The organism is Pseudomonas sp. GNP014 (genome assembly GCF_054344005.1).
The window spans coordinates 783,607-796,905 of sequence record NZ_JBTGUS010000001.1 but is presented as its reverse complement, the minus strand read 5'-3'; the positions used below and the strand labels follow the sequence as shown (position 1 = coordinate 796,905).

Genomic DNA, 13,299 nt, shown 5'->3' with positions numbered 1-13,299 from the left:
GTTTTTTGGGAACTTGTACCTGAGTTCCCGGTCAATTTTTCGCAGTGCTGAAAGGCACGAGTATGTAAGTCGGAGGTTTTTTCGCATGACCAATTCTTTGCAACCTGCGTATGCGCTGGTTCCGGGTGCGAACCTGGAAGCCTATGTACACACCGTCAACAGCATTCCATTGCTGACGCCGGAGCAGGAGCGTGAACTGGCCGAGAGTCTCTATTACGAGCAGGATTTGGGGGCGGCTCGGCAGATGGTGCTCGCCCACCTGCGATTTGTCGTACACATTGCCCGTAGCTATTCCGGCTACGGCCTGGCTCAGGCTGACCTGATCCAGGAAGGTAACGTCGGCCTGATGAAGGCCGTGAAGCGCTTCAACCCGGAAATGGGCGTGCGTCTGGTGTCGTTCGCCGTGCACTGGATCAAGGCGGAAATTCACGAATTCATTCTGCGCAACTGGCGCATTGTGAAAGTCGCGACCACCAAGGCCCAGCGCAAGCTGTTCTTCAACCTGCGCAGCCAGAAGAAACGCCTGGCGTGGCTGAACAACGAGGAAGTCCACCGTGTGGCGGAAAGCCTCGGCGTCGAGCCGCGGGAAGTGCGCGAGATGGAAAGTCGCCTGACCGGCCATGACATGGCCTTCGACCCGGCCGCCGAAGCGGACGACGACAGTGCTTTCCAGTCGCCGGCCAACTACCTGGAAGACCACCGGTACGACCCGGCGCGTCAACTGGAAGATGCCGACTGGAGCGACAATTCCAATCACAACCTGCACGAAGCGCTGGAAGTGCTGGACGAACGTAGCCGCGACATCCTCTACCAGCGCTGGCTGGCAGAAGAGAAAGCCACGCTGCACGACCTGGCGCAGAAGTACAACGTGTCGGCCGAGCGGATCCGTCAGCTCGAGAAGAGCGCGATGAACAAGCTCAAGTTGTCGATCGCCGCATAACCGGCGCTCAGGCAACAAAAAACGCCCCGATCAGCGATGATCGGGGCGTTTTCATTTCAGGCTTCACACAAAACCCATGTGGGAGCGAGGCTGCTCGCGAAAGCGGAGTGTCAGTCACCGCCACTGCTGAATGATCCACCGCATTCGCGAGCAAGCTCGCTCCCACAGGGGATCTTCAGCGTTATTCAGACCAAGGCGCCCGGCGCGAATCATCGAGCCCCAGCAGATAACTGGTTCCGCCCAATTGACTCATCTGCTGCCGAATCCACCCGGCCCGGCGTGACACATAAGCCGTCGGATGGCTTGCGCTCCAGACGCGGGGGTTGGGCAGAACGGCCGCCAGATAACTCGCCTGCTGTCGTGTCAGCGACTTTGCGCTTACGCCAAAGTGATGGCGGGCCGCAGCCTCAGCGCCAAACACCCCGTCGTCCCACTCGACGCTGTTGAGGTACACCTCAAGAATCCGTTGCTTGGGCCAGAACACCTCGATCAGCGCGGTAAACCAGGCTTCCAGGCCTTTGCGCAAATAGCTGCGACCCGACCACAGAAACAGGTTCTTCGACACTTGCTGGCTCAAGGTGCTGGCGCCGCGAATCGAACCACCCAGCTCGTTATGCGCCAATGCGGCCTGGATCGCACTGAAATCAAAGCCCCAATGCTCCGGAAACTTCTGATCTTCACCGGCCATGACCGCGACTTTGAGGTCGTCGGAGATCTCGTCCCACGGTTTCCACGTGCGTTGCAGGTCGATCGGTTCGCCGTCGACCCAGGATTCGACTTTGCGCTCGACCATCAGCGCCGTGCCGGGCGGCGGCACGAAGCGGAACAGCAGGACCAGCACGACGCTGCCACCCGCGAACCAGAGCAGCGCCTTCGTGAGGCGACGGAAAATTGTACGCAGCATAGAGATGGCTTGGCCGAACCCGTGGAGCGGGCCATTATACAGACCCTGCCGATCGAGTCTGACTGGAGTTCCCAATGCTGCGTGGCTTTCTGATGCTGGCCGCTTTTTTCGGTTTCACGGGTGTCGCCCTGGGGGCCTTTGCTGCCCATGGCCTTAAAGCCCGCCTGACGCCTGAGTATCTGGCGATTTTTCACACAGGCGTCACCTATCAACTGGTGCATGCTCTGGCATTGTTTGGTGTAGCGCTGCTGGCGACGCAGATACCAGGCCGACTGGTGACGTGGGCCGGGGTTTCTTTCACTGTCGGCATCCTGTTGTTCTCCGGCAGCCTGTATGTGTTGACCACCACCGGCATCAGCAAGCTCGGCATCATCACGCCGTTCGGTGGCCTGGCGTTTCTGGTCGGCTGGTTGTGCCTTGGACTTGCCGCCTGGCGCCTGCAGTAAACCGCTTGACGCTTGGTGCTGACCTTTAGGTCATGATCGGGCTAGAATGCCACCCCCTAAAAATGATGGCGGCCTAGCGCATGCGCATTCAGTTGAACGGCGAATCCCTTGAACTGCCCGACGGTGAAACCGTTGCGGCCCTGATCGCCCGTATGGACCTGACCGGTCGCCGGGTGGCAGTCGAACTCAATCTGGATATCGTCCCGCGCAGCCAGCATGCCGACACCGTTCTCAACGACGGCGATAACGTCGAAGTGGTGCACGCCATCGGCGGCGGCTAGTTGCCCGGTTCGCAAGGGCACAGAATTCTGCAAGACCCTCACCCCTAAAGAGGATTCCCCATGAGCATCGTTCGTAGCGACAAGCCTTTCGTCCTGGCCGGTCGTACTTACCAGTCGCGTTTGCTGGTCGGCACCGGCAAGTACCGTGACATGGAAGAAACCCGCCAGGCCATCGAAGCCTCGGGTGCCGAGATCGTGACCTTCGCTGTGCGCCGCACCAACCTGGGCCAGATCGAAGGCGAGCCGAACCTGCTCGAAGTGCTGTCGCCGGAGCGCTACACCTTCCTGCCGAATACTGCCGGTTGCTACGACGCCATCGAAGCCGTGCGCACCTGCCGCCTGGCCCGTGAGCTGCTCGATGGCCACAACCTGGTGAAGCTGGAAGTGCTGGCCGATCAGAAAACCCTGTTCCCCAACGTGATCGAAACCCTCAAGGCCGCAGAAACGCTGGTCAAGGAAGGCTTCGACGTGATGGTTTACACCAGTGATGACCCGATCATCGCTCGCCAACTGGCGGAAATCGGCTGCATCGCGGTGATGCCGCTGGCCGGTCTGATCGGTTCCGGTCTGGGGATCTGCAACCCGTACAACCTGCAGATCATCCTCGAAGAAGCCAAGATCCCGGTGCTGGTGGATGCCGGTGTCGGTACCGCTTCCGACGCCACCATCGCCATGGAGCTGGGTTGTGACGCCGTGCTGATGAACTCGGCCATCGCTCACGCCCAACAACCGGTGATGATGGCTCAAGCCATGCAGCACGCCATCGTTGCCGGCCGTCTGGCGTACCTCGCCGGCCGCATGCCGAAAAAACTCTATGCCAGCGCCTCTTCGCCGCTGGATGGTCTGATCAAGTAAGAGCCATTGATGACTGAATCGAACGACACGCCTATCCAGACGGAAGAAGGCGACGAGCGCCAACACCGCCGCATCAAGAGTTTCGTGATGCGCGCCGGGCGCATGACCGAAGGCCAGCAGCGCGGTCTGGACCAGGGCGCGCCGCTGTACGTGCTGCCGCTGGCCGACGCGCCGGTGGATTACGACCAGGTGTTCGGCCGCTCGGCGCCGCGCTCGCTGGAGATCGGTTTCGGCATGGGCCACTCGCTGCTGGAAATGGCCGCGGCCGCGCCGGATCAGGACTTCATCGGTGTTGAAGTGCACCGTCCGGGTGTTGGCGCGCTGCTCAATGGCGTGCTGACCCAGGGCCTGACCAACCTGCGGGTCTACGATTGCGACGCGATCGAAGTGCTCAACCGTTGCATCGCCGACAACAGCCTTGATCGCCTGATGTTGTTCTTCCCGGATCCGTGGCACAAGAGCCGTCACCACAAGCGTCGTATCGTTCAGGCGTCGTTCGCCGAGCTGGTGCGCAGCAAGTTGAAGGTTGGCGGCATTCTGCACATGGCCACCGACTGGGAACCGTATGCCGAGTACATGCTGGAAGTGATGAACGTCGCCCCGGGCTACCGCAACCTCGCCGAAGACGGCAAGTGCGTACCGCGCCCGGCCGAACGCCCGATCACCAAGTTCGAACGCCGTGGCGAACGTCTTGGGCATGGCGTGTGGGATCTGAAGTTCGAGAAACTGTCCTGATCTCAGGCTGTAGATGAACCTGTGGGAGCGGGCTTGCCCGCGATGAGGCAATAACACTCAACATTTTTGTCGACTGTTATGCCGCCATCGCGGGCAAGCCCGCTCCCACAGTGTTTTTTGGTGCATTAGATTCAGCGGCGGTCAGCGACGACGCCAATCAACACCAGCACCACCAACAACACCGGCGCCAGGCTGTAGTTGTTGAACTGGCTCAAACCCTTGATCACCCACGGCGTGGCGTAGATCAGCGCGGCGCCGCTGCCGATCATGCACAGCAGCGCCATCAGCGGCACGCGCAGGGCGCCGGCGATACTGCCCAGGCGTTGCTCGACCCAGCCTTTGAAGTCAGCGCCGAACAGCACCAGCAGGCAGCCCACCAGGGCCAGGGCAATTTCCGAGAGGTTGCTGCGGCTCCAGCGGGACACGGTGGCGAGCAGGTCGAGTATCAAATCCATGCGTTTTCCCTTGGGACTGAAGTCAGGTCAGAAATTGTTGCAGCAAGTCGTTGAGAAACAGCTGTCCGCGCTCGGTAGCCGCCAGACGTGACGGTTCGACCTGCATCAGGCCGCTTTGTTCTGCCGCTGCCCGGCCTTCAGCGAGGCTTTCCAGCGACAGCCCGGTGCGCTCAGGATACAGGCGCGACTCGACGCCGGCGGTCAGGCGCAAGGCATTCATCAGAAACTCGAACGGCATCTCGTCGTTGGTCAGCGCTTTCTCGCCGGCCTGAAAGCTTTTTGCCGGGTTGAGATAGTCCTTCGGCAAACGGGTTTTCCAGGTGCGAACGATGCGTCCGTCCGGGTGGCTGAGCTTGCCATGCGCACCCGCGCCGATGCCGATGAAGTCGCCGAAACTCCAGTAATTGAGATTATGCCGCGCCGGGCGACCGGGCTGGGCATAGGCTGACACTTCGTATTGCGCGTAACCGTGCTCGGCCAGCAGCGCTTGCCCGGCCTCTTGAATATCCCACAGCGTATCGTCTTCCGGCAGCACCGGCGGCTGGTTCCAGAACACGGTGTTCGGCTCCAGTGTCAGCTGATACCAGGAGATGTGCGTCGGTTTCAGTTCGATCGCCTGGCGCAGATCGCTCAAGGCATCTTCCAGCGACTGATCGGGCAAGCCATGCATCAGGTCGAGGTTGAAGTTATCGAACCCGGCCTGCCGCGCCATGCCGGCCGCGCGCACCGCTTCGTCGCCGTTGTGGATGCGTCCAAGGGCCTCAAGCTTCTGCTGCTGGAAGCTCTGGATGCCGATCGACAGGCGATTGATCCCCAGCTTGCGGTACGCGACGAACTTCTCTTGTTCGAAGGTGCCGGGGTTGGCTTCCAGGGTGATCTCGATGTCGTGGGCGAACGGAATGCGTTGCTCGACGCCTTTGAGCAAGCGCCCAAGCGCCTCGGCACTGAACAGGCTCGGCGTGCCGCCACCGAAGAAAATCGAGCTGATTTCACGGCCGTAAACGGCGTGCAGGTCCTGATCGAGATCGGCCAGCAACGCGTCGACGTATTCCTCTTCTGGCAGCACCGGGCTGGCGGTGTGCGAGTTGAAATCGCAATACGGGCATTTGCGCACACACCACGGGATGTGGATGTACAACGCCAGGGGCGGCAGCGTTGGCAGCGGCGCCCGAGGCGAAGAAGCGGCGCCGCCGATGATCAGCGACGACGCAGAGGGGTTGTCGGTCATTTCAGGCCCAGACGCTGGCGCAGCAGATCCATTGCACGGGCGCGGTGGCTGATCTGGTTCTTGTCGGCCGGGCTCAGTTCAGCGCTGGACACGTCACGTTCCGGCACCCAGAACAGCGGGTCGTAGCCAAAACCGTGCTCGCCGCTGGCGGCGGTGAGGATGCGCCCGTGCCACAGGCCTTCGCAAAGGATCGGCAGCGGATCATCAGCGTGGCGCACCAGGGCGAGCACGCAGACGAACTGCGCGCCGCGCTCGGCTTGCGGCACGTCTTTGAGGGCGTCGAGCAGCTTGGCATTGTTCGCCGCATCGCCCTTGCCGTCGGCGTAGCGCGCCGAGTAGATGCCCGGGGCACCGCCAAGGAAGTCCACTGCCAGGCCGGAGTCATCGGCCAGCGCCGGCAAACCGGAGATGCGCGCGGCATTGCGCGCCTTGAGGATCGCGTTCTCGACGAACGACAGGCCGGTTTCTTCCGGCTCGACCTTGCTCCATTCGCCGATCGAGCGCAGTTGCACCGATTCGCCGAGCATGGCCTGGAGTTCCTTGAGTTTGCCGGCGTTATGGCTGGCCAGTACGAGTTGCTTGAGGTTCATCATTCGCCGGGGAAAAGCTCTTGGTTGAAATTGATGGTGTGGATCTTGTCGCCGTTCTGCACCTTGATTTCAAAGGTGCGGGTTTCCTGCTGCTCCACCGGGTACTGGGCGATGTAGTAGATCGCGCCCTGTTCGGTGACCTGGCGGAAATTCAGCGGCACGCTCTGGCTGGTCAGGTCTTTGACCGTGCCGGTGACGTTGGCGCTCAACGGTTTGCCGTCCTTGATCACCGAGACATTGATCACGCCCTGGTTCTTGCTGCGGATCAGCTCGGCCGCTTTGGCGATGTCGGGTGTCAGGAAGGTCGAGTTGAAGGTGTTGTAGTGCACGGTGACGTCACCGAACACTTCCTTGCGTTCGCCCTTGATGGCATCGGCGGCCACCGCAGACAGACTCAGGCAGGCGGCCAATAGCACAGTAATCAAGCGACCCATGATCGTTCTCCTCGAAATGTCGTGGTTCAGACCGCGATCCGGTGATCTGCAAGCACCGGGCTGCTGACGCGGTAGATACCGATCTCACCTAACAGATTAGGCCATAGCTTACTGGCCCACCCGTGGCGGTGCTGTTGATCCACGGCAAGCCGATCAATGACCTTCGCATCACGTTCGCGACAAAGTTCTTCAAAGTCTTCGAAGGTGCAGAAGTGGATGTTCGGCGTGTTGTACCAGGTGTACGGCAGGAACTCCGACACCGGCATGCGGCCCTTGCTCGCCAGGTACCAGCGGCAGCGCCAGTGACCGAAGTTGGGGAAAGTGATGATGCACTGGCGCCCGACCCGGAGCATTTCGTCGAGGATCCTGTCGGGATAATGCACGGCTTGCAGTGCCTGGGTCATCACCACAATGTCGAAGCTGTTGCTGGCGAAGTTGCCCAGGCCCTTGTCCAGGTCCTGTTCGATGACGTTGATGCCCTTGGCCACGCACTCGGCGATGTTGTCCGGGTCGTTTTCCAGGCCATAACCGGTGACTTGCTTATTGTCGCGCAGCCAGGTCAGCAGTTCGCCGTCGCCGCAACCGAGGTCGAGCACGCGGCTGCCGGCGGGGATCCATTCCTGGATGATTTCCAGATCAGCTCTCATGGCTTGTTCACACCGTAATTCGGTTCATGTAATTACCGAACGCCTGCAAATAGCGCGGGATCGGAATCAGGAAGGCGTCGTGGCCCTGTGGCGCGTCGATTTCCAGGTAGCTGACGTCTTTGCGCGCCGCCATCAGCGCGTCCACCAGCTCCCGCGAGCGGGCCGGGGAGAAGCGCCAGTCGGTGGTGAACGACATCACGCAGAACTTGGCTGTGGCGTTCTCGAAGGTTTTCGCCAGGTTATCGTCGAAGTTCGCCGCCGGATCGAAGTAGTCCAGCGCCTTGGTCATCAACAGATAAGTGTTGGCATCGAAACGCCCGGAGAACTCTTCGCCCTGATAGCGCAGGTAGCTTTCGACCTGAAACTCGACGCTGTGGAAGTCGTAGTTGAGCTTTTCACTCTTCAGGCCACGGCCGAATTTCTCGCCCATCGAGTCGTCGGACAGGTAGGTGATGTGCCCGACCATCCGCGCCAGCATCAGCCCGCGCTTGGGGATCACGCCTTGTTCCTGGAATGAACCGCCGTGGAACTCGGGGTCAGTGAGGATGGCCTGACGCGCAACTTCGTTGAAGGCGATGTTCTGCGCCGACAGTTTGGGCGCCGAGGCGATCGCCAGGCAGTGGCGCACGCGATCCGGGTAGGTGATGGTCCACTGCAAGGCCTGCATGCCGCCGAGACTGCCGCCGATCACGGCGGCGAACTGATGGATGCCGAGCAGATCAGCCAGACGCGCCTGGCTGTGCACCCAGTCTTCCACGGTGAGCACCGGGAAGTCGGCACCGAACGGCTTGCCGGTGTCCGGGTTGATGCTGCTCGGGCCGGTGGAGCCGTTGCAACCACCCAGATTGTTCAGGCTGACCACGAAGAATTTGGTGGTGTCGATCGGCTTGCCGGGACCGATGCAGCTGTCCCACCAACCGGGCTTGCGGTCGTCGGGGCTGTGATAGCCAGCGGCATGATGATGGCCGGACAAGGCGTGGCAGATCAGCACGGCGTTGCTCGCCTGGGCGTTCAGCGTGCCGTAGGTTTCGTAGATCAGGTCGTAGGCGGGCAGCGAACGTCCGCAGGCCAGGGCCAGGGGTTCACTGAAGTGCGCCGTTTGCGGCGTCACCAGACCAACAGAATCGGGGGGAAAGGCAGCTGGCATCGACCCTGCTCTCGTTGAAATGAGGCGTAAGTCTAAAGACCGGTGGGGTTAGCGGCAAGCAGCCCTCACCCTAACCCTCTCCCGGGGGGAGAGGGGACTGACCGAGGTGATCATTCAAGCGACGCCGACCTGAGTTATCGAGTCGAACCCAGGTATTGAAAACCAGCCAAATCAGGTTCCTCCCCCAGAGGGAGAGGGGGCTGACTGGCGGGATGTTCGAGATACGCCGACGTGGGATATCGAGTTGAACTGTGGTTTTGAAAACCACGCAAATTGGCTCCCTCTCCAAGGGGAGAGGGCTGGGGTGAGGGGCGCAGACGCCGCAGAACTCAAGACGGACGCCCAACCAGCCCCGGCAAATCCGGCAGCTTCTTCGGCGAACAGATCTTCACCCGTTTCTGCCGGTTCAATTCGCCGCTGAGCAAGCTGACCTGGCTCTTGGATACCCCGAACGCCTTGGCCAGAAAGGCCATCAGGTAAGCATTGGCCTTGCCCTCGACCGGCGGTGCAGTCAGGCGAATCTTCAAGCGATCCCCGTGCAGCCCGCAGAAATCATCGCTGCGGGCTGCCGGTTGCAGATGACATTCGAGGATCAAATCGTCCCCGTCCCAGCGAAACCAGCTCACATCAGCAGGCGCAGGATTTCCGGCATCATCGTCATCGCCGCCAGATTGTTGATCACCAGCATGTCGATCAGCTTCAGCGCGAGGAAGGCGAAGATCGGCGACAGGTCCAGGCCGCCGAGGTTTGGCAGAATCTTGCGGAACGGCGCCAGGGCCGGTTCGCAGATCTGGTTCACCAGTTCAGCGCCCGGGTTATGGCTGCCCGGGGCGACCCACGACAGGATCACGCTGATGATCAGGGCGAAGAAGAAAATCTTCAGGAACAGCGCGGTGACACCGATGATCGCCCAGATAAACAGCTGCAGCGGGTTACCGGTGGTGCCGTAGGTCAGCAGCAGGGTCAGGGCCATCAGTGCCAGTTGCACCAGAATCGCCAGCACCAGCGACGACATGTCCAGGCCGAACACGCTCGGGATGATCCGGCGCAGTGGCTTGAGCAGCGGCTGGGTGGCCTTGACCACGAACTGGCACAGCGGGTTGTAGAAGTTCGCCCGCACCAGTTGCAGGACGAAGCGCAGCAACACGATCAGCAAGTACAGGCTGCCGAGGGTTTGCAGCACGTAAACCGCTGCGGTGTTCAATCCAATCATGTAAGGCTCCTTATTTGCCCAGTTGTTCGGCCATTTCGGCCGAGCGGTGCGCGGCGGCGCCGAGTGCGGTTTCGACCAGGGCTTCGAAGCCGTTGGCCTGGAATGATTTGATTGCGGCCTCTGTGGTGCCGTTTGGCGAGGTCACGCGGCGGCGCAGTTCTGCGGCGTCGACATCGCTGGCGACCGCCATGTGCGCGGCGCCGAGGGCGGTTTGCAGGGTCAGCTGTTCAGCGATGTCCTGCGGCAGGCCGAGTTTGACGCCGGCGGCGGTCATGGCTTCGATCAGCAGGAAGAAATACGCCGGGCCGGAGCCGGAGACGGCAGTCACCGCGTCGAGTTGCTGTTCTTCGTTCAGCCACAGCGCGATGCCGACGGCGGACAGCAGCGCTTCGGCCTGCTGACGCTGTTCGGCAGTCACTTCGCTGGTGGCGTACAGGCCGCTGACGCCCTGACGCAGCAGTGCCGGAGTGTTGGGCATGCAGCGCACGATCGGCTGCTCGCCGAGCCATGCAGTCATGCTCGCGCAAGTGATGCCGGCGGCGATCGACACCACCAGTTGATGCGGTTTCAGGCTTGGGCGAATGGCTTCGCACACGGCTTTCATCGCCTGTGGCTTGACCGCCAGCACGATCACGTCGACGCCGTCGATGGCCTGGGCGTTGTCGGCGAAGGTTTCGATACCGTGTTCGGCGCTGACCCGTTTACGGGTTTCTTCGCCCGGATCGCTGGCGCGGATGTGGCTGGCTTCCAGACCTTTGGCGCGCAAGCCGCCGATCAAACTGGCGGCCATGTTGCCGGCACCGATAAAGGCAATACGTGTGTGGCTCATGTTTGGTCCTTATCTAGAAGCGTTCAAGAGTGGGCGGCGTAGTCGCGGGCACCGAACAGGGCCGTACCGATCCGCACCCAGGTGGCGCCTTGGGCGATGGCCGCCTCAAGGTCGTGGCTCATGCCCATGGACAGTGTGTCGAGCGGCAGATTCAGGCTGGCCTGCAAACGTTGCACGGCAGCAAACGCGGCGTCCTGTTCGGCGCGATCTTCGGTCGGCTCGGGAATCGCCATCAGCCCACGCAGTTTCAGCCGGGGCAGGGCGCTGATGGCCTCGGCCAGCGCTGGCAGGTCGGCCGGGGTGCAGCCGGACTTGCTGGCTTCACCGCTGACGTTGACCTGAATGCAGATGTTCAGCGGCGGCAGTTCGGCCGGGCGCTGTTCGGACAGGCGTTGGGCAATTTTCAGGCGATCCACGGAGTGCACCCAGTCGAAATGCTCGGCAATGGCGCGAGTCTTGTTCGATTGAATGGGGCCGATGAAGTGCCAGATCAAGGGCAGGTCGGCCAGTTCGAGCTGTTTGCCCAAGGCTTCCTGCAGATAGTTCTCGCCGAAATCGCGCAGGCCTGCAGCATGGGCTTCACGCAGGTCCTGTGCGGGTTTGGTCTTGCTCACGGCCAGGAGCTGCACGCTGTTTTCAGGGCGTCCGGCAGCGGCGGTCGCGGCGTGGATGCGTGAACTAACGAGGGCAATGTTGTCTGCTATCGTGGACATCAAGAGGCGCCGGCGGTCTGAAGGTTCGCGGCATTCTACTGGAATTGAGGAGCGCTATGGATATCACTGAACTGCTGGCCTTCAGCGCCAAACAAGGCGCTTCCGACCTGCACCTGTCGGCCGGTCTGCCGCCGATGATCCGTGTCGATGGCGATGTGCGGCGAATCAATCTGCCGGCGCTGGATCACAAGCAGGTGCACGAACTGATCTACGACATCATGAACGACACCCAGCGGGTCGACTTCGAGAAACACCTGGAAACGGATTTCTCGTTCGAAGTCCCCGGCGTGGCGCGCTTTCGGGTCAATGCCTTCAACCAGAACCGTGGCGCCGGCGCGGTATTTCGCACCATTCCCTCGAAAGTGCTGAGCATGGAAGACCTCGCCATGGGCGATGTCTTTCGCAAGATCACCGACGCCCCGCGCGGGCTGGTGCTGGTCACTGGGCCGACCGGCTCCGGCAAGTCGACCACGCTGGCGGCGATGATCGACTACCTCAATACCCACCGTCATCATCACATCCTCACCATCGAAGACCCGATCGAGTTCGTCCACGAATCGCGCAAATGCCTGATCAATCAGCGTGAGGTCCACCGTGATACCCGCAGTTTCGCGACCGCGTTACGTTCTGCATTGCGGGAAGACCCGGATGTGATCCTGGTCGGCGAGATGCGCGACCTGGAGACTATTCGCCTGGCCTTGACCGCTGCCGAGACCGGGCATTTGGTGTTCGGCACGCTGCACACCACGTCGGCGGCGAAAACCATCGACCGGGTCGTGGACGTGTTCCCCGGGGACGAAAAGTCGATGGTGCGTTCGATGCTGTCGGAGTCGCTGCTGGCAGTGGTGTCACAGACGCTGATCAAGAAGATCGGCGGCGGGCGGGTGGCGGCGCACGAGATCATGCTGGGAACGTCGGCGATCCGTAACCTGATCCGCGAGGACAAGGTGGCGCAGATGTATTCGGCGATTCAGACCGGTGGTTCGTTGGGAATGCAGACACTCGACATGTGCCTGAAGGATCTGGTGACCAAGGGCTTGATCAGCCGCGAGCATGCGCGGGAGAAGGCGCGTACACCGGATAATTTCTAAGGGGGATTTTCGGTGTTCTAACCGGCCCTTTCGCGAGCAAGCTCGCTCCCACAATTGATTGCATTCCTTCAATTGGAATGCTTTCACCTGTGGGAGCGAGCTTGCTCGCGAAGAGGTCAGTGCTGGCGATACCCGTTGCGGATCAGTCAGTTCAGCGTTGAACGACGCGCATCTGCTTGCCGGCCGGTTCTTTCGGCAACACACGCTTGGCAACCACGTAATGCTGTTCCCAATACGGCTTGTTCAGCGTGTCGATGCTCACTGCTTTGCCACGACGCGGTGCGTGGATAAAGCGGTCGTTGCCCAGGTAGATGGCAACGTGGTTGACCCGACGGCTCTTGATGTTGAAGAAAATCAGGTCGCCTGGCTTAAGATCCTTGCGCTCGACTTTCTCGCCGTGACCGCTGGCCATCGCATTGGAGGTGCGTGGCAGGTCGAAGGTGGCGTCGTTGAACGCATATTTCACCAGACCGCTGCAGTCGAAGCCTTTACTTGGGCTGCTGCCGCCCCAACGGTATGGAGTACCGAGGACGTTCACCGCGCGGCTCAGGACATTGCTGCTTTCCTTGTTCGCCATCGGTGGAACCAGCTTGCCGTGATTGTTGCTGGCGAGCGTGGTGTGTTTCGTTTGTTTGCTGCTCTTGCTCGAAGGAGCCGAAGCATGGGATTTAGGGGTGAAACCGTTAACGTTGGGAAGACGTTGCTCACGATTGGTGGCGTGGGCGGCCAGTGGCATTAATAGGCAAATAGTTAGCCATGTCTTGAAAAATGGTCGCATTAGGCGTGGCTCT

The 13,299-nt window shown here is 61.0% G+C and carries 18 protein-coding genes; 6 read left to right on the top strand and 12 right to left on the bottom strand.

Annotation, left to right across the window (positions count from 1 at the left end):
- Nucleotides 1-85: 85 nt before the first annotated feature.
- A complete protein-coding gene (gene rpoH / locus ACXX9E_RS03730; RefSeq protein ID WP_003229146.1) occupies nt 86-940 on the top strand; it encodes an RNA polymerase sigma factor RpoH in 855 nt (284 codons plus the stop codon).
- Between the two features lie 181 nt (nt 941-1,121).
- Here rpoH and mtgA read toward each other — a convergent pair whose 3' ends face one another.
- On the bottom strand, nt 1,122-1,844 hold the full coding sequence (gene mtgA / locus ACXX9E_RS03725; RefSeq protein ID WP_123469568.1) for a monofunctional biosynthetic peptidoglycan transglycosylase: 723 nt from the start codon (nt 1,842-1,844) through the stop codon (nt 1,122-1,124).
- 74 nt (nt 1,845-1,918) lie between these two features.
- Between mtgA and ACXX9E_RS03720 the strand changes: the two genes are divergently transcribed.
- The 4 genes from ACXX9E_RS03720 to trmB all read left to right on the top strand — a co-directional run bounded on the left by ACXX9E_RS03720 (nt 1,919) and on the right by trmB (nt 4,161).
- Nucleotides 1,919-2,290, top strand: coding sequence for a DUF423 domain-containing protein (locus tag ACXX9E_RS03720; RefSeq protein ID WP_222834117.1), 372 nt, complete (start codon nt 1,919-1,921; stop codon nt 2,288-2,290).
- Nucleotides 2,291-2,370: 80 nt separating this feature from the next.
- A complete protein-coding gene (gene thiS / locus ACXX9E_RS03715) occupies nt 2,371-2,571 on the top strand; it encodes a sulfur carrier protein ThiS (RefSeq protein ID WP_027610571.1) in 201 nt (66 codons plus the stop codon).
- Between the two features lie 60 nt (nt 2,572-2,631).
- Nucleotides 2,632-3,426: a thiazole synthase gene (locus ACXX9E_RS03710; protein WP_110644432.1), complete on the top strand. Its 795-nt coding sequence runs from the start codon at nt 2,632-2,634 to the stop codon at nt 3,424-3,426.
- Between the two features lie 9 nt (nt 3,427-3,435).
- Nucleotides 3,436-4,161, top strand: coding sequence for a tRNA (guanosine(46)-N7)-methyltransferase TrmB (gene trmB / locus ACXX9E_RS03705; RefSeq protein ID WP_064589653.1), 726 nt, complete (start codon nt 3,436-3,438; stop codon nt 4,159-4,161).
- Between the two features lie 131 nt (nt 4,162-4,292).
- Here trmB and ACXX9E_RS03700 read toward each other — a convergent pair whose 3' ends face one another.
- The 10 genes from ACXX9E_RS03700 to ACXX9E_RS03655 form a co-directional block, all read right to left on the bottom strand.
- Nucleotides 4,293-4,616 (bottom strand): DUF3392 domain-containing protein, encoded by a 324-nt coding sequence (locus ACXX9E_RS03700; protein ID WP_095186985.1) that lies wholly within the window; start codon nt 4,614-4,616, stop codon nt 4,293-4,295.
- Between the two features lie 22 nt (nt 4,617-4,638).
- Nucleotides 4,639-5,844: a radical SAM family heme chaperone HemW gene (hemW, locus tag ACXX9E_RS03695; protein WP_458555044.1), complete on the bottom strand. Its 1,206-nt coding sequence runs from the start codon at nt 5,842-5,844 to the stop codon at nt 4,639-4,641.
- Complete coding sequence (gene rdgB, locus ACXX9E_RS03690) at nt 5,841-6,437, bottom strand: RdgB/HAM1 family non-canonical purine NTP pyrophosphatase (RefSeq protein ID WP_128616408.1); 597 nt, start codon at nt 6,435-6,437, stop codon at nt 5,841-5,843. The genes hemW and rdgB overlap by 4 nt, the downstream gene beginning before the upstream one ends.
- Entirely contained in the window at nt 6,434-6,868 is a 435-nt protein-coding gene (locus ACXX9E_RS03685) for a DUF4426 domain-containing protein (protein WP_128616409.1), read from the bottom strand. The genes rdgB and ACXX9E_RS03685 overlap by 4 nt, the downstream gene beginning before the upstream one ends.
- Before the next feature lie 26 nt (nt 6,869-6,894).
- On the bottom strand, nt 6,895-7,515 hold the full coding sequence (gene metW, locus ACXX9E_RS03680; RefSeq protein WP_123469559.1) for a methionine biosynthesis protein MetW: 621 nt from the start codon (nt 7,513-7,515) through the stop codon (nt 6,895-6,897).
- A 7-nt stretch (nt 7,516-7,522) separates the two neighbouring features.
- Nucleotides 7,523-8,662, bottom strand: a complete 1,140-nt coding sequence (metX, locus tag ACXX9E_RS03675) for a homoserine O-succinyltransferase MetX (RefSeq protein WP_123469557.1) — start codon at nt 8,660-8,662, stop codon at nt 7,523-7,525.
- A gap of 329 nt (nt 8,663-8,991) precedes the next feature.
- Nucleotides 8,992-9,288 (bottom strand): DUF167 domain-containing protein, encoded by a 297-nt coding sequence (locus ACXX9E_RS03670; RefSeq protein WP_123469555.1) that lies wholly within the window; start codon nt 9,286-9,288, stop codon nt 8,992-8,994.
- Nucleotides 9,285-9,875, bottom strand: a complete 591-nt coding sequence (locus ACXX9E_RS03665) for a YggT family protein (protein ID WP_123469553.1) — start codon at nt 9,873-9,875, stop codon at nt 9,285-9,287. Before ACXX9E_RS03665 ends, ACXX9E_RS03670 begins: the two co-directional genes overlap by 4 nt.
- Nucleotides 9,876-9,885: 10 nt before the next feature.
- Nucleotides 9,886-10,704: a pyrroline-5-carboxylate reductase gene (proC, locus tag ACXX9E_RS03660; protein ID WP_186747123.1), complete on the bottom strand. Its 819-nt coding sequence runs from the start codon at nt 10,702-10,704 to the stop codon at nt 9,886-9,888.
- Nucleotides 10,705-10,727: 23 nt separating this feature from the next.
- Nucleotides 10,728-11,417, bottom strand: coding sequence for a YggS family pyridoxal phosphate-dependent enzyme (locus ACXX9E_RS03655; protein WP_123469549.1), 690 nt, complete (start codon nt 11,415-11,417; stop codon nt 10,728-10,730).
- 56 nt (nt 11,418-11,473) lie between these two features.
- Between ACXX9E_RS03655 and ACXX9E_RS03650 the strand changes: the two genes are divergently transcribed.
- Entirely contained in the window at nt 11,474-12,508 is a 1,035-nt protein-coding gene (locus ACXX9E_RS03650) for a type IV pilus twitching motility protein PilT (protein WP_007953348.1), read from the top strand.
- Nucleotides 12,509-12,659: 151 nt separating this feature from the next.
- On the opposite strand, the gene ACXX9E_RS03645 is transcribed toward ACXX9E_RS03650, so the two are convergent.
- The gene (locus tag ACXX9E_RS03645; protein ID WP_128615070.1) at nt 12,660-13,286 is read right to left on the bottom strand and encodes a C40 family peptidase; all 627 of its coding nucleotides are present in this window, start codon (nt 13,284-13,286) and stop codon (nt 12,660-12,662) included.
- Between the last annotated feature and the right edge of the window lie 13 nt (nt 13,287-13,299).

What these genes read in the sequence shown, in the direction of transcription:
- rpoH (WP_003229146.1), top strand. Translation starts at nt 86, where the DNA reads ATGACCAATTCTTTGCAACCTGCGTATGCGCTGGTTCCGGGTGCGAAC.
- mtgA (WP_123469568.1), bottom strand. Translation starts at nt 1,844, where the DNA reads ATGCTGCGTACAATTTTCCGTCGCCTCACGAAGGCGCTGCTCTGGTTC.
- ACXX9E_RS03720 (WP_222834117.1), top strand. Translation starts at nt 1,919, where the DNA reads ATGCTGCGTGGCTTTCTGATGCTGGCCGCTTTTTTCGGTTTCACGGGT.
- thiS (WP_027610571.1), top strand. Translation starts at nt 2,371, where the DNA reads ATGCGCATTCAGTTGAACGGCGAATCCCTTGAACTGCCCGACGGTGAA.
- ACXX9E_RS03710 (WP_110644432.1), top strand. Translation starts at nt 2,632, where the DNA reads ATGAGCATCGTTCGTAGCGACAAGCCTTTCGTCCTGGCCGGTCGTACT.
- trmB (WP_064589653.1), top strand. Translation starts at nt 3,436, where the DNA reads ATGACTGAATCGAACGACACGCCTATCCAGACGGAAGAAGGCGACGAG.
- ACXX9E_RS03700 (WP_095186985.1), bottom strand. Translation starts at nt 4,616, where the DNA reads ATGGATTTGATACTCGACCTGCTCGCCACCGTGTCCCGCTGGAGCCGC.
- hemW (WP_458555044.1), bottom strand. Translation starts at nt 5,844, where the DNA reads ATGACCGACAACCCCTCTGCGTCGTCGCTGATCATCGGCGGCGCCGCT.
- rdgB (WP_128616408.1), bottom strand. Translation starts at nt 6,437, where the DNA reads ATGATGAACCTCAAGCAACTCGTACTGGCCAGCCATAACGCCGGCAAA.
- ACXX9E_RS03685 (WP_128616409.1), bottom strand. Translation starts at nt 6,868, where the DNA reads ATGGGTCGCTTGATTACTGTGCTATTGGCCGCCTGCCTGAGTCTGTCT.
- metW (WP_123469559.1), bottom strand. Translation starts at nt 7,515, where the DNA reads ATGAGAGCTGATCTGGAAATCATCCAGGAATGGATCCCCGCCGGCAGC.
- metX (WP_123469557.1), bottom strand. Translation starts at nt 8,662, where the DNA reads ATGCCAGCTGCCTTTCCCCCCGATTCTGTTGGTCTGGTGACGCCGCAA.
- ACXX9E_RS03665 (WP_123469553.1), bottom strand. Translation starts at nt 9,875, where the DNA reads ATGATTGGATTGAACACCGCAGCGGTTTACGTGCTGCAAACCCTCGGC.
- proC (WP_186747123.1), bottom strand. Translation starts at nt 10,704, where the DNA reads ATGAGCCACACACGTATTGCCTTTATCGGTGCCGGCAACATGGCCGCC.
- ACXX9E_RS03655 (WP_123469549.1), bottom strand. Translation starts at nt 11,417, where the DNA reads ATGTCCACGATAGCAGACAACATTGCCCTCGTTAGTTCACGCATCCAC.
- ACXX9E_RS03650 (WP_007953348.1), top strand. Translation starts at nt 11,474, where the DNA reads ATGGATATCACTGAACTGCTGGCCTTCAGCGCCAAACAAGGCGCTTCC.
- ACXX9E_RS03645 (WP_128615070.1), bottom strand. Translation starts at nt 13,286, where the DNA reads ATGCGACCATTTTTCAAGACATGGCTAACTATTTGCCTATTAATGCCA.